Origin of the sequence: Halospina sp. K52047b, assembly GCF_008709855.1 — a bacterium.
Classification (GTDB): Bacteria; Pseudomonadota; Gammaproteobacteria; order Pseudomonadales; family Oleiphilaceae; genus Halospina; species Halospina utahensis_B.
Genome location: NZ_VYJH01000002.1, coordinates 1 through 20,472, shown reverse-complemented (window position 1 = coordinate 20,472; position 20,472 = coordinate 1). Strand labels below are relative to the sequence as shown.

The 20,472-nt window shown below is 62.4% G+C and carries 18 protein-coding genes; 2 read left to right on the top strand and 16 right to left on the bottom strand.

What is annotated here, in order from left to right:
• Positions 1 to 46 precede the first annotated feature (46 nt).
• The 14 genes from F3089_RS02515 to fliT form a co-directional block, all read right to left on the bottom strand.
• A complete protein-coding gene (locus F3089_RS02515; RefSeq protein WP_151439296.1) occupies positions 47 to 1,288 on the bottom strand; it encodes a flagellar hook-length control protein FliK in 1,242 nt (413 codons plus the stop codon).
• Positions 1,289 to 1,373: 85 nt separating this feature from the next.
• Positions 1,374 to 1,721: an Hpt domain-containing protein gene (locus F3089_RS02510; protein WP_151439295.1), complete on the bottom strand. Its 348-nt coding sequence runs from the start codon at positions 1,719 to 1,721 to the stop codon at positions 1,374 to 1,376.
• A gap of 32 nt (positions 1,722 to 1,753) precedes the next feature.
• Positions 1,754 to 3,472, bottom strand: coding sequence for an ATP-binding SpoIIE family protein phosphatase (locus F3089_RS02505; protein WP_225741652.1), 1,719 nt, complete (start codon positions 3,470 to 3,472; stop codon positions 1,754 to 1,756).
• On the bottom strand, positions 3,462 to 3,770 hold the full coding sequence (locus F3089_RS02500; protein WP_151439294.1) for an STAS domain-containing protein: 309 nt from the start codon (positions 3,768 to 3,770) through the stop codon (positions 3,462 to 3,464). Before F3089_RS02500 ends, F3089_RS02505 begins: the two co-directional genes overlap by 11 nt.
• Before the next feature lie 79 nt (positions 3,771 to 3,849).
• On the bottom strand, positions 3,850 to 4,305 hold the full coding sequence (gene fliJ, locus F3089_RS02495; RefSeq protein WP_151439293.1) for a flagellar export protein FliJ: 456 nt from the start codon (positions 4,303 to 4,305) through the stop codon (positions 3,850 to 3,852).
• 10 nt (positions 4,306 to 4,315) lie between these two features.
• Positions 4,316 to 5,677, bottom strand: coding sequence for a flagellar protein export ATPase FliI (gene fliI / locus F3089_RS02490; protein ID WP_151439647.1), 1,362 nt, complete (start codon positions 5,675 to 5,677; stop codon positions 4,316 to 4,318).
• Complete coding sequence (locus tag F3089_RS02485; protein WP_151439292.1) at positions 5,664 to 6,533, bottom strand: flagellar assembly protein FliH; 870 nt, start codon at positions 6,531 to 6,533, stop codon at positions 5,664 to 5,666. The genes fliI and F3089_RS02485 overlap by 14 nt, the downstream gene beginning before the upstream one ends.
• A complete protein-coding gene (gene fliG, locus F3089_RS02480) occupies positions 6,534 to 7,568 on the bottom strand; it encodes a flagellar motor switch protein FliG (RefSeq protein ID WP_077531644.1) in 1,035 nt (344 codons plus the stop codon).
• Positions 7,561 to 9,282 (bottom strand): flagellar basal-body MS-ring/collar protein FliF, encoded by a 1,722-nt coding sequence (fliF, locus tag F3089_RS02475; protein WP_151439291.1) that lies wholly within the window; start codon positions 9,280 to 9,282, stop codon positions 7,561 to 7,563. Before fliF ends, fliG begins: the two co-directional genes overlap by 8 nt.
• A 54-nt stretch (positions 9,283 to 9,336) precedes the next feature.
• The gene (fliE, locus tag F3089_RS02470; protein ID WP_151439290.1) at positions 9,337 to 9,711 is read right to left on the bottom strand and encodes a flagellar hook-basal body complex protein FliE; all 375 of its coding nucleotides are present in this window, start codon (positions 9,709 to 9,711) and stop codon (positions 9,337 to 9,339) included.
• Positions 9,712 to 9,929: 218 nt separating this feature from the next.
• Complete coding sequence (locus F3089_RS02465; protein ID WP_151439289.1) at positions 9,930 to 11,372, bottom strand: sigma-54-dependent transcriptional regulator; 1,443 nt, start codon at positions 11,370 to 11,372, stop codon at positions 9,930 to 9,932.
• A gap of 27 nt (positions 11,373 to 11,399) precedes the next feature.
• Positions 11,400 to 12,641, bottom strand: a complete 1,242-nt coding sequence (locus F3089_RS02460) for a sensor histidine kinase (RefSeq protein ID WP_151439288.1) — start codon at positions 12,639 to 12,641, stop codon at positions 11,400 to 11,402.
• Positions 12,642 to 12,792: 151 nt separating this feature from the next.
• Entirely contained in the window at positions 12,793 to 14,226 is a 1,434-nt protein-coding gene (locus F3089_RS02455; RefSeq protein ID WP_151439287.1) for a sigma-54 dependent transcriptional regulator, read from the bottom strand.
• A gap of 138 nt (positions 14,227 to 14,364) precedes the next feature.
• Positions 14,365 to 14,652, bottom strand: a complete 288-nt coding sequence (gene fliT, locus F3089_RS02450; RefSeq protein ID WP_192497254.1) for a flagellar protein FliT — start codon at positions 14,650 to 14,652, stop codon at positions 14,365 to 14,367.
• A 109-nt stretch (positions 14,653 to 14,761) separates the two neighbouring features.
• On the opposite strand from fliT, the gene F3089_RS02445 reads away from it, so the two are divergent.
• The gene (locus tag F3089_RS02445; protein WP_202405641.1) at positions 14,762 to 15,079 is read left to right on the top strand and encodes a hypothetical protein; all 318 of its coding nucleotides are present in this window, start codon (positions 14,762 to 14,764) and stop codon (positions 15,077 to 15,079) included.
• Between the two features lie 15 nt (positions 15,080 to 15,094).
• Positions 15,095 to 17,959: an insulinase family protein gene (locus F3089_RS02440; protein WP_151439284.1), complete on the top strand. Its 2,865-nt coding sequence runs from the start codon at positions 15,095 to 15,097 to the stop codon at positions 17,957 to 17,959.
• Here the strand turns inward: F3089_RS02440 and sbcB are convergent.
• Together sbcB and F3089_RS02430 are read right to left on the bottom strand one after the other, a co-directional pair.
• The gene (gene sbcB, locus F3089_RS02435) at positions 17,943 to 19,388 is read right to left on the bottom strand and encodes an exodeoxyribonuclease I (RefSeq protein WP_151439283.1); all 1,446 of its coding nucleotides are present in this window, start codon (positions 19,386 to 19,388) and stop codon (positions 17,943 to 17,945) included. The two genes, F3089_RS02440 and sbcB, sit on opposite strands and share 17 nt — an antisense overlap.
• A 71-nt stretch (positions 19,389 to 19,459) precedes the next feature.
• Positions 19,460 to 20,326, bottom strand: coding sequence for a DUF6160 family protein (locus F3089_RS02430; protein ID WP_151439282.1), 867 nt, complete (start codon positions 20,324 to 20,326; stop codon positions 19,460 to 19,462).
• Positions 20,327 to 20,472: the final 146 nt, after the last annotated feature.

Here is a 20,472-nt window from a genome sequence, read left to right as displayed (position 1 = left end):
TGCCATCAATATAGTTGACCGGATCGGGTCAGGGCCAGCCCCGGCCTCACGCATAGGTATCAATGCCATCGTCGAGGGTGATGGTGGACTCACCGGTCGCAACCGTTTCGCCGGCGCCGCTGGCCGGACCGGAGCCGTCACGCTCACCGGATTCCCCTTCCGCGGCTTCCTCGCCGTCACCTCCCGCAGCCTCGCCGGAGACATCAAAGTCAGCCAGGTTGAGCCCCTCCTGTTCAAGCATTTCCCGCAGTCGGCTGCTGTTGAGTTCCAGCATCTCCCGCACCTGGGCATTCTGGGCATTGACGGTCACCTGGGCCTGATCATTCTGGACCGAGACGCGAACCTCGATCGGCCCCATATCCGGCGGGTTCAACTGGATATCCGCAGACTGGATGCTGCGCCCGGCCAGCCAGGCAATCTTGCCGGCAACCTGCTCACTCCACTGCTTCTGGTTCTGTACCGGAGTTTCGACGGTTGTGGTGTAGTGCCGCAGGGTGGCATCACGGGCCGCCTCGGAACGGGTGAAGCTCTGCTGGGTCAGCCCCAACGCCTCACTGCTGCGGCTCCCTGACTCCTGGCCACCACTGTTCTCCACCGCAACCAGGCGCAACCCCTCAAAACGCAGATCGGTGCTGCTGGCCTCACTGCTCTGCCCGTTCGGGCCATTCAATGCCATGCCGGAAAGCAGGTTCTGCAGGAAATTGCTGGTGCTGTTGCGGGCACTGCCATCACTGATTCCGGGCGCACTGGCTCCCTTCCCCAGGAGCTCACCCAGCGGCAACCCATTGCCTCCCCCATTGTTCGAGGATGCCTCGCTCCCATTGCCCTGACTACTGCCCTGCAGCCCATTGATCCCAGCCAGGGCTGCCAGAACGCCCTGCTGCTCGCCACTGGTCAGGTTCTCAAGCTGCTGCAGCCAGTCCGCCTCGCCTCCGGCTTCCGGACTGACATCCAATCCGCCCGAGAAAAGAGCCTGCAGTGCCTCAAGCCCGCTCCCCTCCTGTTCCTCCAGCAGGTTAGACAGCTTTTCCAGCGGAATGCCCGGCCCCTCGCGTCCCTCAAGAGCCAGGCGCAAGTCACCGCCATCGCCCCTTACGATACGACCGACCACATTGCCTTCCGCATTGCGCAATACATCGCCGGGCTTCAGGCCGTCACTGCCTTTGCCCATGAGGCCACGGTGGAGTTCGCCGAAGGCGGATGCGTCAGCACCCTTGCCATCGGCACCATTACCGGAGCGGCCGGAAACGGACGCGGTCTCGGGGGAGAGAATATCGGGCATTTGCATGGCAGAACCTTGCCTCCTGAATGGATCAGTTCAAGACTTAACGCCATGCAAGCAATTTGGAGGCCAGATTGGAAATGCGGGGGAATTATCCATCCCGAAAATGCGCCAGTTCCTGGCGGACTGCTCCCAGCTCCGCCTCAATCGCACTGATGCAGTCATGGATGTCGGAGAGATCGCCATCACGGCCAAGCTGCTCCGCAGTCCGGCAGCGCTCGGCCAGTTCCGGCGCGCCGATATTGATGCAGCTGCCCTTGAAACTGTGTGCCATCTTCCGGACTTCCTCGGCGTCTTCCGAGGCCGCCCCCGCGCGCAGCTGCTCCAGGCGATCATCCGCATCCTGAAGGAAGGTATTCACAAGGATGGCAAACTCATCCTCCATGACATCCCGCAGCTCCGCGAGAGCATCATGGTCAATGTGCTGGTGTTCACTCATTGCGGCTACCGTGATCAGCTTCTGCCAGGAATCTACCCGGCACGCCAGATGTATTCTGCTTCCACGCAGTTGCCGGTATCATTCCAGCGTACGTCATGGCAAAGCGTCTGCACAAGCGCGATGCCGCGCCCTGAAAGCTGCTCATGATCCAGCGAGGGAGCGGTCTCACCCGGATCGAATCCAGGGCCGCTGTCGGCAACCGTGACCAGCAGGGTGCCGCCGGTGCCATCCTCACTGGGCCTGTGAGCAAGCGTGATCGAGACCCAGCCGTTGGCAAGCTGCCCCAGGAGCCGTTCACGCTCGCTGTAATAGCGCGTGAAGCCACTGGGTGAATCCTTGAGACCCGACGGCAGACGCAGTACGCCGTGCTCCAGGGCGTTGGTGAACAGCTCGGCGATGATGGTGTAGACATCCCCACTGCAAAGACGCAGCCCCGGCACGTCCATGCACACATGAAGCAGCAGCGGCACAGGGTTGAACTGTGCCAGCGTCCGATCCTCAAGGTCATACTGGAGCCGCCACTGTTCCGGCCCGGCCCCGGTGTCCGGAAGCACCTCGTGCTCCACCGTGTTCAACGCCGACTCCGGAACCATGGCCAGATCCAGAATGGTGATATCATCCTCGCTCACCACCCCTTCTCCGAAGCGGTGCACCGCCTCACGCAGGCACTCAAAGCCCCCGTATGGCCCGGAGCGCTGGTTGATGGCTGCAATCGCCCGTTCTTCGCCGAACAGCTCCCCCTCGCTGTTGGAGCTTTCAATGACCCCATCCGTGGCCAGCAGCATGTGTTCCCCCAACGCCAGGGTGTGGCGCTCACAGGCCGCGGAGAAGCGTTCCGCGGAAAGAATCCCCAGGGGCAGATGGCGCGACCGGATTTCATTCTGGGTGCCGTCATGACGGAGTATCCAGGCCGTGGGCAGGCCTCCGTTCCAGACTTCCGCATGGCCCGAGCGCAGGTTGAGATCCACCATTGCCGCACAGCAGAAGAAGCCGGTTGGCAGGATGTTCCGGAGCTTGCGGTTGATTTCCCGCAGGATGTCGCCGATGGCGAACCCCTTGGCGGTCATGCCATAGAAGATCTCGGACATGGGCAGGGCGCCGATGGCCGCCGGCAGACCGTGACCGGTGAAATCCCCCACGAAGAGGTGCATACCGCCGGACGGCTTGGGTGAGGCGAAAAGCACATCCCCGTTGAAGATGGACATGGGGGAGGCCTCGAACCGGATATTGTCCGCTCCCAGACAGCCACGATCGGCAATGTTGTCGAACACCCGGCGGGCCAGTGCCTGCTCGCGCATCATCTGATGGTTGCGCTGATCGGTCCGGTCACGCTCCTGTTGCAGACTCTGGTGCAGATCCCGCATGCGCTGGAAGGCGTTGATCTTGGCCCGGAGAATCACCCGGTTGTAGGGTTTGGAAAGAAAGTCGTCACCGCCGACCTCGAGACAGGAGGCCAGCGATTCGGCGTCACTGAGTGACGTCAGGAAAATGATGGGAACCAGATCCTCACCGGCAGCCGCCTTGATCCGCCGTGCGGCTTCCAACCCATCCATGTTGGGCATGAGCACATCCAGCAGCACCATCTGCGGCTTTTGCTGCTCAAAGGCCTCGACCGCCTGCGCGCCATCCTCCGCCATGATTACCTCATGGCCCTGCCGGGTCAGGATGGCGTTGAGGATCATGCGATCCGTCTGGTTGTCGTCCGCGATCAGTATCCTGAGCGGCGTTGCGGAACCGGCATCAGTCGTCAATCTGGAAAAGCTGCTCGAAGTTGGAGACCGTCAGGATACGGCGCACATCCCCGTTGCAGTTGACGATACGGACATCGGCCTTCTCACCACCGGCATAGTCCCGGAGAAGCAGAAGCATGCCCAGGGCCGAACTGTCCAGGTAGGTGGTGTCCCGCATATCGATCACGTACTGGGAAATGCCCTGTCCCTCGCCCTCGTACGCGTGACGGAACGCCTGATGTGAGCTGAAATCAAACCGCCCTTCGATCCGGATGGTCAGCTCGGACCCATCCCCGGAACGCTCTGTGGTAATCGACATTGTTCCCCCTGTCGTGCACGACCACGTCATTCATCAGAGCATAGATCAACATGCCCTGATGTCACGTGACCGATTGCCACTATCCCTGACGCTGCATGGCACGGGCAAAGCGCTGGTTGGCGGCCTCGTCCAGCGCCTTCTGTTCCCGGCGCTCGTCCTCACGGGCCTCACGCCGGCGACAGGTCTCGATATAGCGCGCCATGCCCTCTCGCCGCTGACGCGCCGCCTGCCAGTGCTTCCGGGCCTCCTCCGCCGTGGCCCGGTAACGGTCCACCTGCTGTTGCTGCTGGGCAATCGCCGCCACGAGCTGGCTGATGAATTGCTGCCCGGCCTGGAGTCTGGCCGCCGAGGTGGTTCCGGAGGCCTCGGATCGGATCTGGTGCTGATACTCCTCATGGTAGCGTTCCAGCTCGTCGAGCCGCTGCTGCTGTTCAGCCAGCGCCTGCTGCGCCGTCTGGAACCGCTCCCGGGCCGCCTGCTCCTGTCGGTCCTCCATATCGAGAACCACCTGCAGCCGCTGCGAACGCCGTTTCATGAATCACCCATTACCGTGCACCTGTTTCGGCATCGCCATTGTCGTTCCCCTGTCCGCCAACAATGGCGTCCAGTGCCTTTGAGGCTTCCGTGAAGCCCGCACTTTCATCGAGCCCCTGCTGTAGAAACTGACGCATTTCCGGCATTTTGTCGATAGCCAGATCCGTCTCCGGGTCCGCGCCCTTCTGGTAGGCACCGACACTGATCAGATCCCGGGACTGCTGGTAGCGTGAATACAGCTGCTTGAAACGCTGAGCCTGACGCAGATGGTCCGCGGAGACCACGTGGGGCATGACCCGGCTCACGGAGCCTTCCACGTCAATCGCCGGGTAGTGACCTTCCTCGGCCAGCTCCCGGGAAAGCACCATATGGCCATCCAGAATGGCACGGGCTGCATCCGCAATCGGGTCCTGCTGGTCATCACCTTCGGTCAATACGGTATAGAAGGCTGTGATCGAGCCCCCCTCACGCTCACCATTGCCAGCGCGCTCCACCAGTTGCGGAATGCGCGCGAACACCGACGGCGGATAGCCCTTGGTCGCAGGCGGCTCCCCCACCGCCAGCGCGATCTCCCGCTGCGCCTGGGCATAGCGGGTGAGTGAATCCATCAGCAGCAGCACCTTGCGGCCGCGGTCCCGGAAGTACTCGGCGATGCGAGTGGTCAGCATGGCCGCGCGCAGGCGCATCAGCGGCGAGTCGTCCGCCGGGGCAGCGACAACCACGGAGCGGGCAATGCCCTCGTCACCGAGAATCTCCTCGATGAACTCCTTGACCTCACGGCCCCGTTCACCGATGAGGCCAACCACAATGATGTCCGCTTCGGTGAACCGGGTCATCATGCCCAGGAGCACGGACTTGCCCACACCACTGCCGGCAAAGAGCCCCAAGCGCTGGCCCTCACCCACGGTCAGAAGGCCATTGATCGCGCGGATGCCGACGTCCATGCGCTGACGAATGGGCGTGCGGTTGAGCGGATTGATGACGGCGCCGGTAAAGGGAACATAGTGCGTGGCCTCCAGCGGGCCCTGGCCATCCAGGGGGTCTCCGGCGCCGTCCACAACGCGGCCCAGAAGGCCTTCTCCCACGGGCACGCGGCTGGCGCTTTCCATGGGCGTGACCAGTGCACCGGGCCGCAGGCCACTGATGGCGGTCAGTGGCATCAGGTAGAGCCGGTCGTTCTCGAAGCCCACCACCTCGGCTTCCACCTGGTTGCCGTCCTCGGCCTGGATCAGGCAGCGGTCGCCTACTTCCATGGGGCAGCCCACACATTCCAGGGTCAGCCCCACCATGCGCGTGAGACGCCCGCTCAGCTCAGGACCGCTGGCTTCAGGCAGTGCCTGGGCAAACCGGCCCAGGCGGTCAGAGAGTGTCATCGCCGTCACTGTTTCCGTCGTCAGGCTCACCGCCTGATTCCAGCACGTCCCGGTGGTAATCGCTCATTTCGCCCATGACCGCGTCCAGTTCCCCGTGATCCCCATCTCCGCCGTCACTGAGCTGGGCTTCAAGCATCCGCTGGACCTGTTTCTGGAAGCGCTTCTCCACAGTGTAGTCCACCAGGCTGCGACTGCTGGCAACGATACAGCCCCCCGGCAGAATCTGTTCATCCGGCGCCACCGTGGCATGACCGGCGACACCGTCAATCGCCTGGCGCACCATCTCCGCGTCATCCGGATGCACACGGATACGCATGTCACTGTCGCTGTCAGGCAGGCTCTGGATGGCCCGGCGCACGATGCTGCCAATCTGGGAGCTGTCGAGCTGGAGTTCCCGATGGATCACGGACCGGCTCAGGGCCATGACCAGATTGAGCAGTGCCGCTTCGGTGGCCTCCTCCTCCTGGCGTAGCGGGTGGGTCAGCGCCTCCATCAATTCCTGCAGCCGCTGCTCCTGCTGCCGGACCCGTTCACGGCCTTCCTCCTGGCCCTGCTGTTCCCCAGCCTCATGCCCGGCAGCGTGACCCTCGTCATAACCCACCCGGTAGCCCTCACGGGCTCCCTGATCCATGCCTTCGGTCTTGCCGGCCTCAAAGCCGGCATTGTAGCCCTCGTCACGCGCTTCATTGTGGATGGCTTCCAGCTGTTCCGCGGTCAGCGGCTGAACCGTCTCCTGTTCCACGTCCTCAACGCCCGCACGGCGCTGCCCGTTCTCGTCGAGCAGCGGCATTTCCCAGCGTTCATAGGCAGTGAGGTCGCCGGAAGGAATCCGGTCGCGATGCGAGTGGCGGGTCATTTAAAGCATTTCCTCGCCGGAGCCACCCAGCACAATGTCGCCGCTTTCGGCCATGCGCCGGGCAACGGTGATGATTTCCTTCTGGGCCGCCTCCACCTCGGAGACCTTGACCGGCCCCTTGGCCTCCAGGTCGTCCTTCAGCAGTTCGCCGGCACGCTTGGACATATTCTTGAAGATCTTCTCCTTCACTTCGTCCTCCGCGCCCTTGAGCGCCACCACCAGTACGTCCGAGGAAACCTCGCGGAGCAGCGCCTGGATGCCCCGGTCGTCCACGTCCTTGAGGTTGTCGAAGACGAACATCAGGTCCTCGATCTCGCTGCCCAGATCGGGATCCATGTCCTTCACGGAGTCCATGAGCTGGCCTTCGATGCTGCGGTCCATGTAGTTCATGATGTCCGCCGCGCGCTGGATACCGCCTATGCGGCTGGCCTGGCCACCAGCGCCCCCGGAGAACTGCTTCTCAAGGATGTTGTTGAGCTCCTGCAGCGCCTGCGGCTGGATGGACTCCAGGGAGGCCACACGCATCATCACATCAAGGCGCACCTTGTCATCCAGCGACGCCAGAATCTCGGCGGACTGGTCCGGATCCAGGTAGGAGACAACGATTGCCTGGATCTGGGGGTGTTCATACCGGATGATGTCCGCCACCGCCCGGGGTTCCATCCACTTGAGGGTATCCAGGCCGGTGGTGTTGCCGCCGATCAGTATCCGGTCAATGAGGCTTCCGGCCTTCTCCTCGCCCAGGGCATTGGTGAGCACCGACCGGATGTAGTCATCAGCGCCAACGCCCAGACCGGTCTGGCCGCCAACCGCCTCGAAGAACTCACCCACAACGTAGTTCACGTCGTTCTTGGGCACGTCCTGCAGCTGGGACATGGCCATCCCCACCCGCTGGACCTCCTTCGGCCCCATGTGCTTGAGGATCTGCGCAGCATCCTCCTCGCCCAGGGTCATCAGCAGTATCGCAGCCTGCTCAATGCGGCCCAGTTTGCGCGAGGGCTGGGCCCGGCCGGCTGTGTTCTCTTCCTCACTCATCCGCGTTCACCCACTGACGAACCACCTGCGCTACCCGTGCGGGATCTTCCGCAATCAGGCCTTTAACAGCGTTCAGCTCCCTATCATAGCTTTCACCGGTATCGGGCAAAAGCCGATCGTCGCCACTGCCCATGGCCGAGCGGATCGATTCACTGCCTTCAATATCGTCCAGACCACCAAGCCCTTCAAGGTCCGACTCACCAGCCTCACCACTGCCCCCACCACCACCGCCGGAGGCCAGGGTCTTGAGTGTGGGCCGGACCAGAAGGAGGGCCAGCGCAATGATCACCAGGCCCGCGATCACCGGGCGGATGCTGTCCTGAAACCAGGGTTGCTCATAGAAGGGCACAGGCTCAATCTCGGGCTCCTGCTGCTCGGCGAAGTCCGTGTTGACCACGGTCACGCTGTCTCCCCGCGCGGCGGAAAAGCCCACGGCGTCCCGAACCAGACGGGTCAGGCGCTCCAGTTCCGCCTGGGGCCATTCGACACTGGTGGTCTCCCCGGTTTCCGGGTTGGTGCGCTTGAGATCATCCACCGCTACCGCCACGCTCATACGGTTGACCGAGCCAGGCTCCTTGCGCGTGAAGCTCAGCAGCCGATCCACCTCGTAGTTGCGGGTCGATGAGGTCCGCGAACTCCGGGAGCCGCCCCCTTCGCCGCCGCCCTCGCCGCCGGCCTGTTCCGGTGCTTCGGCTTCGCCGGGAGGCTGGTTCGAGAGCGCGCCGGGAATTCCACCGGCCTCGCCCTGGCGGTTGATCTCTTCCACAGTCTGCTCGCTGCGCAGAGCCTGCTGCTCGGGGTTGAAGATCTCCTCGGCCTGCTCCACTGCCTTGAAGTCCATGTCCACCGACACTTCCGCGTTGAAGCGGTCGCGCCCCATGATCGGAGCCAGGATTCCCGCGACCCGCTCCTTGAGCCGTTGCTCCACGCGCCGCTGCATCTGGAACTTCTGGGCCATCTCCTGGGCTTTCTCGTTGTTCACATTGGCGGACAGGTGGTTGCCCCGCTGGTCCACGACCGTGACATCCTCCCGACTCATCTGGGGCACACTGCCCGCAACAAGGTTGATGACCGAGCGCACCTGGGTTTCATCCATGCGCCTGCCGGAGCCCAGATCCACCATGACCGAGGCAGAGGGGTTGCGGTTGTCACTGACAAAAACGGAATCCTCGGGAATGGCCAGGTGTACGCGGGAATTGCGCACATTGCCCATGGCCCTGATGGTCCGGGCCAGCTCACCTTCCAGGCTGCGGTGGAAGCGGGCCTTTTCCATGAACTGGGAGGTGCCCAGGCCCTGATCCTGCATGATGATCTCAAAGCCCATGCCCTTGTCCTCGGTCACACCTTCCCGGGCCAGAGCCAGGCGGGCTTCATGGATGTCACCCGACGCCACCAGAAGAGCGCCACTGCGGTGCTCAATCCGGTAATCCACCCCGGCGCTGTCCAGCACATTGGTGAGCTCCGCAGGGTTATACTCACTCATATCGCCCACCAGGGGCTTGTAGTCCGAGCCCTGGGCCCAGAGCACCAGTGCCACGGCCAGTGCCACACTGGCGGCAAGACCGACGATAAGCCCCACCTGACGCAACAGGGTCAGCCGGTTGACGCCCATCAGCAGGTTGCTGCCACCTCCAGTGGCACTGCTTTCGCTCCCGCCTCCCCCGCCGCTGGCCGGCGGGTTGGTCTGTTCCGTTTCAGCCGGTACGTTGGCCATTGTGCGCTCCTGTCACCGCACACCGCCCGCGGGCGGATATCCCGTTGAACCGAATCAGATCGGCATGTTCATGATTTTCTCATAGGCCTGCACGACGCGGTTACGCACCTGGGTCGTGGCCTCGAATGCCACCGAAGCTTTCTGGCTCTCGACCATCACCCGCGTGATGTCCACATCCGGATCACCCTGGGTATAGCGGGTCTTGAGGTCCGAGGAGGTCTGCTGCAACTCGTTAACCTGATTGACCGCCCCCTGGAGGGTGTCCATAAAGCTCGGGCCCTCGCCCTGCTGGGCCTCACCCGGCTTCTGGCTGGGCTGCATCTGCTCCGGCCGCAGCTGGTCCGGCTGGATCTGCTGGCGCTGCTGCATCTGCTCGCGCAGCGCACGGATATCGGACAGCACGGAGTTCACATCAGCTCGTTCAACCATTGTTCCTCTCCCAATGCTCAGGGCTCTGCCATGGCAGATTCATCTCGATGACAGAAAAGCAAACAACGGGCCAGAATGAATTTTCCATTCCATTACAGGCTCTTGAGAGAGTTTCTGAGCAAAATCCGGCTGGAAGGGGCGGAATGGAAAAGTGTGCTGACGTGATTTTGACACAAAAAAGCCCGGGCCGGAGCCCGGGCAGGCAGGAGGAAGGGACGTCAGACGAACGCCAGCTCCTCTTCAGGGTTGATGCCATGATCCCGCATCTGGGCAAGCTTGTAGCGCAGGGTACGGGGACTGATGCCCAGCCGTTCGGCCGCCTGTTTGCGGCGGCCACGCTCATCACGCAGGGTCTGCAGGATGATCCGGAACTCACGTTGGCGCAGGTCATCTCCCAGAGAGGCATCCTGGGGCTCACCGGCTGCCTCAACGGCTTGGGGGGCAGGCGCGTCAGCCTCCGCGCCCGGTTCAACAGTCTCTTCCGCATCAGGTTCCGGAACAGCCGATCGCGGCGCCGGTGCGGCGCCGGTGATGCTCTGGTCCAGGCTCAGGTCCCGGTCCGTAATGACCTGCCCCTGCTGCAGGATCAGGGCCCGCTGGATGGCGTTGTCCAGCTCCCGCACATTGCCCGGCCAGTCGTACTGGTAAATAACCCGGCGTGCACTGGGGTCCAGCGTAACCCCGGTCATGTGCATCTGACGGGCGTGCTTTTCCAGCAGATGGTCCGCCAGCGGCAGGATGTCGTCACGGCGCTCGCGCAGCGGCAGCCACTGCAGGGGGAACACACCCAGCCGGTAATAGAGGTCCTCACGGAAGCGGCCCGCGGCCACATCCTCCTGGAGATCCCGGTTGGTGGTGGCAATCACACGCACATCAAGCTGGATGCTGCGGCGGCCACCCACCCGTTCCACTTCGCGCTCCTGAAGGACCCGCAGGAGCTTGGCCTGAAGCCCGATCTCCATTTCCGAGATCTCATCCAGAAGCAGCGTGCCGCCATTGGCCTGCTCAAACTTGCCCGGCGACGTCTGGTGTGCCCCGGTGAAGGCCCCCTTCTCGTGACCGAAAAGGATCGCCTCCAGCATATTCTCGGGGATAGCGGCGCAGTTGAGGGCCACAAAGGGCTGTGAGGCGCGGCTGGATTCGTCATGGATGTAACGCGCCAGCACCTCCTTACCCGTGCCACTTTCGCCACAGATCAGCACAGTGGAGTCCGTGGCGGCCACCTTGCGGGCCAGCTGGAACATCCGCCGGCTGGCGGCATCCTCGGCAATGGCGCGGTTGGCACTGGTAGAGGCAGGGCCTCCCAGAACCCGCGAGACAATGTCCGTCAGCACCTGTGGCTCAAACGGTTTGGCCAGGTAATCCACGGCACCGGCCTGCATGGCGGAAACCGCCTGCTCGATGCGGCCGTAGGCGGTCATCAGCAGTACCGGAATGCCGGGATGATGGCGCTGGATCTCTGCCAGAAGGCTGATGCCGTCCATGCCGGGCATCTGCACGTCACTGATCACCAGATCCACCGGTGCCGAAGCCAGTTTCTCCAGGGCTTCCTCACCACTGGCCGCCTCACTGACCCGGTAGCGCTTGACCTCCAGAGTGGTGACCAGTGCCTCGCGGAGTTCCCCGTCGTCCTCAACAATCAGTATCTTCTGTTTCGCCATGACTACTTCTCCGATGAATCCCCGGGATCACCCGTTGTGCGGCGCGGCCAGCGGCAGCGTGATAATGGCGCTGGTGCCGCTGTGACCATCCGAAACCAGCTCAAAACGCCCCTTGTGGGCCTGAACCACGGCGTTGACCACTGCCAGACCCAGTCCTGTGCCGTGGGACTTGGTGGTGACGAACGCCTCGGTCACGCGCTCGGCCTCTTCCGGAGAGAGGCCCGGCCCGTTGTCTGTGATACAGAAACGGACCTCGCCGCCCTGCCCGGAAACCTCGAGCGCCAGCTCATCCGCGCCGGCTTCCAGGCTGTTGTTGATCAGGTTCAGGCAGGCGCCAATCAGGGCCTCGCGATTGCAGGCGATGGTCCCCTCTGGCCAGTGATCCGGTGTGGTGAGCGTGGCCCGGCGTGTCTGGAGTGACGTCTCCGCATTCTGGACAACGGCCTGAACCCATTCGCCGACACCCAGCTGTTCGGCGAGCCGGATATCCCCCCGAGCGAAAATCAGCATGTCGCGGACCTGCTGCTCCAGATGCTGGAGGCGTGCCATCAGCTTGCCGGCACAGCGCTCGCGCATCTCAGCATCCAGGTCCTCTTCATACAGGTGGCCGGCGTAGAGCATGGCTGCCGACAGTGGCGTACGGATCTGGTGAGCCAGCGAGGCAACCATCCGGCCCATGGAGGAAAGCCGTTCAGAACGCGCGAGGCGTGACTGCAGCTCACGGGTTTCGGTCAGATCGGTAAGGAGAATCAGCTGGCCGGGCTCGTTATCCATGGAGCGGATCTCGATGTTCACCCGGCGGCCATCATTGAGGGACACTTCATGGCCATCATCACGCCGCGGCGCAAAGGCCCGCTGGATCACGTCCACCCAGCGCTGGCCTTCCAGGGGTTCTTCCAGCAGTTCAACCGCCGCCGGGTTGCACTGGCTGATGACGCCCTGGCTGTCCAGCACCACCACGCCGGCCGGCAGCACGTCCAGAAGGGTCGAAAGCCGGTTGGCGACCTTCTCGCGCTCCTCCAGCTCATCACGGCGGCGGCGCTCCTCGCTGCTGAGACGCCCCGCCAGATCATTCACCCGTTCCTCCAGCGTCCGGTAGGAATCCGTGATCTGGCGCGACATCTGGTTGAACAGTTCCAGCGCCTCATCCACTGGGCCGGTCTCCGGCTCCTGCCGGGCACCGAAAAGGGAGGTCACCTTGTCGTTGGCATCCGCGGCCGCACTGTCGTGGGACGCGGCTTCGTTCCGCTCGGATGTCTGCTGGCTCATGGGCTTCTCCCGTACCGACGCCGCGCCCCGTGCGCGGGTTCTGTTCAGTTCAGGGAGATGCCAGCAGGTTTCATGCCACTCTGATTTTTTATTGATTGATCAGTGGCTTGGGAAAAAGACACGGAAGTGGCAGCCAAATTTTTGTCGCCACTCAGGACTCGGTCTCTTCCCGGAGACCGTACTTCCTGACCTTCTCCACCAGGGTGGTGCGGCGGATGCGGAGCTTCTCGGCGGCCCGGGCAACCACGCCATCCGTCTCGTTGAGCGCCTGCTCGATCAGGGTCCTTTCCAGGTTCGACAGGTAGTCCTTCAGATCCAGGCCGTTGACCGGCAGCAGCGCCGGGGAATCCAGATTGTTGATGCCCTCAATGCCCGCAGGCATACCGGAGTCCTCGGTTTCATGGGACTCATCGAGATCGTCCACATAACGGAACTTACGGGGCAGCTCCTGGACCCCCACCACACCGTAGGGATGCATGATGGCCAGGCGTTCCACAAGGTTCGCCAGTTCCCGGACGTTACCCGGCCAGTCATGGCGGCAGAGACTCATGATGGCGGCGGAATTCAGGCGGATGGAGCCACGCTTTTCCTTCTCCATGCGGGAGATGAGCTCATTGATGAGAAGCGGGATATCCTCCACCCGCTCACGCAGGGCCGGCATTTCCAGCGGGAAGACATTGAGGCGGTAATACAGGTCCTCGCGGAACTCCCCGTTCTCGATCATGGTTTCGAGATTCTTGTGGGTTGCAGCGATCACCCGCACATCCGTATTGATGGTGCGGTTGCCGCCCACCCGTTCATAGGTGCGTTCCTGCAGCACACGCAGGATCTTGACCTGCATGCTGAGCGGCATATCACCGATCTCATCCAGAAAGAGCGTACCACCCTCGGCAAGCTCAAAACGCCCGGCGCGGGAGCTGATCGCTCCGGTGAAAGCGCCCTTTTCGTGGCCGAAGAGCTCACTTTCAAGGAGCTCGCCGGGAATGGCGCCGCAGTTGACCGGAACAAAGGGCTTATCCCGGCGCGGGGAGTGATAGTGAAGGTTGCGCGCCACCACTTCCTTGCCGGTTCCGGACTCGCCGGTGATCAGAACGCTGACTTCCTTGTCCGCCACCTGGGACATGAGCTGCCGGACGTGCTGGATGCGCCGGCTCGTACCCACCAGGCTGCGGAACAGCTGCACCTCGCGCTGCTGTTTACGCTGGCCATTGCGGGCATACTGCTCGCGGTACACCTGGGCGCGGTAGAGTGAGTCCACGAACTTGGTATAGTTCGGGGGCCAGGCGATGCGGGCGATGATGCGGGATTCCGCCTCCGCACTGAGCCCTTCCAGACTGTGCTCGCCAATCTGCAGGAAAGGTACACCGGACTGACGCTCAGCCAGTTCATTGAGATGTCCAACCGCGGCATCGCTCTCGCCATCGACGACCACCGCCCCCAGCGTCTCCGTCTGTTCCAGGGTGGTGATCCATTGCTCAGGATCCGCGGCGCACACATCCTCGCCGATGAATTCCAGAATCAGGCGGAGGTCATGGCGACGCTGTTCATCGTCCACAACGAGAAATACGGTGGCAGTCTCGGACATCGGAGCAGCAGCCTCGGGTCAGGCGTTAATGACAGTTCCATGAACTCTTCGTCATGGGATTGTCACGCATTTAAGACGCTGAGACCGCTGGAGTCAATTTTATGACGCTGTTTTTATAAACATCCTGTTGTTCCCTGGTTACTGATTGTCCAGATAGGCCTTTGCCGCCTTCTGCGTCCGGTTGTTCGCACGCAACGCTGCAGCCGCTTCATCACGTTCCTCCTCGGATCCTTCCCGGGCCTGGGCGTAGAGGGCCTGAAGCCGTTCCACCCCTGCCCTGACCCGCTCCTGGCCGAGCTCTCCGGCATCCGCAACAGCCTCATCCACACACCGGCGGACCTCGTCATCAAGTTCCGCCAGAGCAGCCCAGTCCTTCGCGGCGACCAGTGATTCCACCCGGCCGACCATGTCCTCAAGTTCCGCCATAGCGATGCTCCCCGAATAACGTGACACAATTGGCTGCCACAGCAGCCGGTTTCCTTTGAAAATGGGCCGGATTGGCATTAATGTCGAATCCGTCACCCTGTCTTTCCCAATGAGCAAGCGACCCGACACCATCATGCAAGACCAGCAGAACGACGCCTACATTGCCATTGCCAGAGCCTGCCTCAAAGCCATCAACCAGGCGGCTGACGATGGGCGTGACCGCGCCGAACAGATCCAGATGGTCTATCAGGCCATCGACGAAGCCTTCCAGGAACAGTTTGAGCCCTACCGCCAGCAACTGCGGGACTACCACTCCATTCTAGATCGGATCGCCAGTGGCGAGCTGAGCGCTCAGCAGATGGTGGAACTGGCGGAGGCGGCGGTTGCCGAGAGCACCGAACGCGATCAGGATGATCCCCTGCACTGACAAGGAGCCCCGACCATGACCGCTCGATTCAGACTCCGTCCCACCGCACGGCTGGCAGGACTTGCACTCGGGGCCCTGGTGGGCCTCACCGCACAGTCTGCGGCTGCTGATGTCTCCCAGCGGACCTCACCACAGACCGGTCCCGGAGCCACCGCGGACTACCGTTACCTGACACTGGAGAATGGGCTGGGCGCCCTGCTGATATCCGATCCCCGGGCCGACAAGGCCGCCGCCGCGCTGGATGTGCATGTGGGCGCCGGAGCCGATCCGGAAGACCGGGCGGGGCTGGCCCACTTCACCGAACACATGCTGTTCCTCGGCACCGAGACCTACCCCGACCCCGGCGAGTACAAGTCCTTCATCAACAGTCATGGTGGCTCGCACAACGCTTTCACCAGCTCTCTGGACACCAACTATTTCTTCAACGTCGAGCCCGAGTTCCTGGAGCCGGCACTGGACCGGTTCTCCGAACAGTTCCGGGTGCCAACCTTCGCCGCAGAACTGATCGAACGCGAACGCAATGCGGTCAACTCCGAGTTCTCGGCACACCAACGCAATGATGGGCGGCGTTTCTGGTCGGCGCTCAAGCAGACTTTCCCCGAAGGTCACCCTCTGGCGGGCTTTACCGTGGGCAATCTGGACACCCTCTCCAATGAGGACGGCGAGCTGCGCGCGGAAACCGTCGAGTTCTACGAGCAGCACTATTCCGCCAACCTCATGGAGCTGGTGGTGATCGGCCCGCAGCCGCTGGACGAACTGGAATCCATGGTGGTTCCCCGCTTCTCGCCGGTCGCCAACCGTGGCCACGACGCACCCCGCTATACGCAGCCCTTCCTCGCAGGCAGCCAGATGCCCCGGCTACTGGAAGTGGATGCAATCCGGGACACACGCCAGCTGCAGTTGACCTTTCCGATTCCCTCCACGGAGGAGGACTACCGCAACAAACCGCTGTCCTACCTGTCGCACCTGATTGGGCACGAAGGTCAGGGCAGCCTGCATGCCGTCCTCAAGGAGGCCGGTCTGGTGGACAAGCTCTCCGCCGGCCAGAGCATGGACACCGGCGATCAGGCCATGATGAACATCAGCATGTCGCTGACGCCTGACGGCCGCGATCAGTGGCGGGAGGTGGTACGCCTGACCTTTGACTACCTGGACCTGATCCGGGAGAACGGCATCCGCCAAGTGTATTTTGAGGAGCAGCAGAAACTCAACGACATCGAGCTGCGCTTCCGGGAGCGGGACAAACCGATCCACGAAGCCAGCTCACTGGCGAGCCGCCTGCACCGTGTGGCACCGGATGATGTGGTGATCGCCCCCTGGCTCTACGAGACCTATGAGCCCTCCGTGTACCGGGAGCTGATGAGCCACCTTCAGCCGGACAACGTCCTGGTGTCCCTGCTGGCCCCCGTGGAGGAAACGGATGACTGGCAGACCACGCCCTATTACAACACGCCCTACCGGCTGACGGATCTGGAGGCGGAACAACTTGTCGGCGGGAGTGAGCGGAGCGCGCAGCTGGCACTTCCCGAGCCCAATCCCTTCATTCCGGAGGACCTGTCCCTGGTCTCCGGCGAAGACATGCCCCGTCCCCGTGCCATGGGCGGCAATGGGCCTCTGGAACTGTGGTACGCCCGTGACACCCGTTTCGAGGCACCACGTGCCAACGTCTACCTGTCCCTGCGCTCCCCTGCGGCCACAGGCTCCGCGCGCAATGCGGTGCTGACGCGCCTGCTTGCGGAAACGGTCAGGGACGAACTCAATGCCCTCGCCTATCCGGCCCGCATCGCGGGACTGGACTACCAGGTCTACAGCCACCTTCGGGGCATTACCGTCAAGCTCAGCGGTTACAGCGACAAACTGCCCCGCCTCATGGGGGACGTCCTTGAACGGGTGCGCCATCCCGAGCTTGACCCGGAAAGCATCCGTACACGACTCCAGCAGATCCGTGATGACCTCGCCAATGCGGCCGAACGCCCTCCCTATAAGATCGCGTCCGGGGCCATCCATGAGCAGCTGCTTGCTAACGTCTACTCCCACGCCACACGACTCGAAGCGGCCGGGGATCTGTCCCCCGAGGATCTGGAAGCGCATACCGCCAGCTTCTACAGCGCCCTGGATCCGGTCATGCTCGTCCACGGCAACATGACGCGTGCAGCGGCGCTCAATATCCGCTCTAGGGTCACCAGTCTGATCATGGAGGATGTGGAACCCACGGATGTACCCCGTGCCCACGTCCGGAAACTGGCCGCGGAAGAGCAGAGCCTGGATGTCAGCGTCCGGCATTCGGACCAGGGGTACTTGCGCTATATCCAGGGCGCGGATTCGGACTATGCCACCCAGGCCCGCTTCCGTCTGCTCGCTCAGCTTCTGTCCTCACCTTTCTATGAGAGGCTGCGAACCAATCAGCAGATGGGCTATATCGTCCAGGGTACCTACTATCCGATGCTTGAGGCGCCTGGGATCGGCTTCATCGTCCAGTCCCCCAGGCACAGCTTCAAGCGCATCGATGAAAGCGTGACCACCTTCCTGAAGGAGCAGGAGAAACGGTTGGCAAACCTTGACCCGGAAAGACTCGAGCGGCAGAAGCAGGCCGTGGTCAGCCGTCTGGCGCAGGACGACACCCGTCTGAGCCAAGTGGCCAACCGCTACTGGCAGGAAATCGACCGCGGAAACCACGACTTTGATAACCGTGAACAGCTCATCAAAGCCGTGAAGGCCATAGACCATGAAGCGCTGATGGCCACCTACCGGAATGCCGTTCTTGAGGACCCCAGAGCCCTGGTGATCAACGCCCACCGGGATGTCCCCCGTGAGGCTGAGTCACTCCAGGGCCTGGACTATGACGGCAGCTTCCCCCGAACCGTCACAGGGACGGAATAAGCGACTCGCCGTAGAACTGGAGGTCCTGCAGCAGTAACTGGTCACGCCGACTCAGGGAGGAGTCGGCCATGCGCTGCTGCAGGTCCTCGAAAAAGCCCGGAAGACTGCGCCACCCTGGTCCCGGCTCCATGAGACGCTGATAACGGAACCGCTCCCACTGCTCCTGTTCCTCGGCACTGAGGCTCTGCGGGTAGTTGCGCGCCCGGTACCGGAAGAACAGCTCTGCCAGACGCGGATCCTCAAAGGCCGGTTCCAGCTCGCCCATAATCCCCGGTGGTGTTTCCACAATCTCCTGGAGACGGCGGCGGTCGGCATCCCCGATGAAGCCTCCTGAATAGAGCGCCTCATCCGGATCCCGTTCACTGTTCTCCGGGGATTCTCCGTAGACGGACCTGAGGCGCTCGGCCAGCCCCTCCATTCGTCTCAGCGTATCAAGATTCGCCCGAAGCGCCTCCCGGTCGAGTCCGAAGCGCTGGAGGCGCTCTTCCGGCAATTCCTTCAGCAGCGCGGCCGGCGCCACAACGGGGCAGGTGTTGGCACGGATCTCCTTGAGAGCTGGCCTTGGCCCGTCGCTCTCCGTGCGTTCCTCCGAGGGCTTGAACAGCTGCTCCCGGATGCGCTCCGGAGACAGCCCCTCCAGCTGCCGCGGATCCTGTCTCAGATCAAAGACGATCACCGAGTTGCGGTTCACCGGATGTGCGGCCACTGGCACTACCAGGGCACAACAGCCCTGCTCCGACGGATACATGGAAGACACGTGCAGTACCGGCTTACCGTTTGAGGTATCCAGCATGGAGAGCACCGAGCGCTTGTCGCGGTGCTGCAGCACATAGTCGAAGAGTTTCGGCTGGCGATCCCTGATGAGCCGGGCGACCTCGATGGTTGCGTACACGTCCGCCATGGCGTCGTGAGCCTCACCGTGCTCGATCCCGTTCGCACGGGTAATGTCCTCCAGGCGGAATGACGGCCGTCCATCCTCATGGGTCGGCCACTCAATGCCCTCGGGCCTGACCGCATGGGCGAGCCGCACCATGTCGATGATGTCCCAGCGGGAGTTGCCATTCTTCCACTCGCGGGCATAGGGATCCCGGAGGTTACGGTACAGCGTGTGCCGGGTCACCTCATCATCAAAACGGAGACTGTTGTAGCCCACGGCACAGGTGCCCGGCTCCATGAACAGATCATTGATCCGCCCGATGAATTCCGCTTCCGGAACCCCCTCATTGAGGCAGTCCTGAGGCGTAATACCAGTCACGAGCGTCGCCACCGGATCAGGGACGTAGTCTTCCGCAGGACGCGCGTAAAGGGTGATGGGCTCCCCGATGATATTGAGCTCCGGGTCCGTGCGGACACCGGCAAACTGCGCGGGGCGGTCATGCACCGGGTCGGCCCCGAAGGTCTCGTAGTCATGCCAGAAAAAGGACTGCAAACCGGTTTCTCCTGCTCAGTACAGCAACCGCTCAGGATAACACCGGATCACACCAGGGCAGAATGCCGGCTTCAGAACAGCCCCAGATCACGCTCGATGTATTCAGTACGCTTGCGTGGAGAAACCACATCTTTGGTCAGCTCTTGCAGCTCAACACGCATGGCCGTGGGAATATTCATGAAAACGCCGGCATCCGCCTGAACCGACCCATCAGCACCCGGTGTGCCCCACTCCACTGCCTGGTTCTGGAAGGAAATAAAGAAATCGTTGGTGAAGTCGGCGGGATTCCCGTCACCACCGTACTCGCCGATCTCGAGGGTTTCGAAGGCGCTCAGGGCTGCACAGTCCGTCCCGGTATCACAGTTCGCGGAGTCCGCGAGACCATAATGGGTCGCGCGCTGGCTGGTGGCATTACCACTTCCATCAAGCAGCTGCCCCTGCTGGACATTGCCGCTGCTGTCTTCCAGCTCCAGGCCCAATCGCCCCGTTAGCGAGCCGATATTACCGGACAGCGTCCCCCTGGATTCCGTGAAGCCGACCCGGAAACCAACCACATTGCCGTTCTTGTCATCCGCCAGTTCCAGATAGGGATCGCGGCCAATGAAGGGAACAATATCACCGGCATCGTAGTTACTGCCGTCAAACTGCTGCCCCGACTGCCGGGCAATGTGGCCGAAGGAAAGGTTGTTGACGGCGATATCCGTACCATTGGTGGTCTCACCAACTGCCAGTTCTTCCATGTTCATCTGGAAATCGGCTTCCAGACCCATCGTATAGCGGGTGAAATCCATCTCCCCGGATTCCGTCACATCCAGGGCAAGCATGGACTGACCGGTGACGTCTCCCATCTCCTGATCGCTCATGGGCTCCATCTCGGCGTGAACCGCCGGGACGGGAGCAATCAGCAGCAGACCAATGACGCTTTCCCTGATACGCATTGGAGGTCTCATGCCTGAACGGTGAATGGCGTTGTCATGCCGTCAATCTAGCCTTTCACCACAGGCTGTACTGTGACCCTCATCATGCAGCGAGACCAGCCCAGGTGACCATTCATTAATCCGTGAAGGTCATCACGACTGGCAGG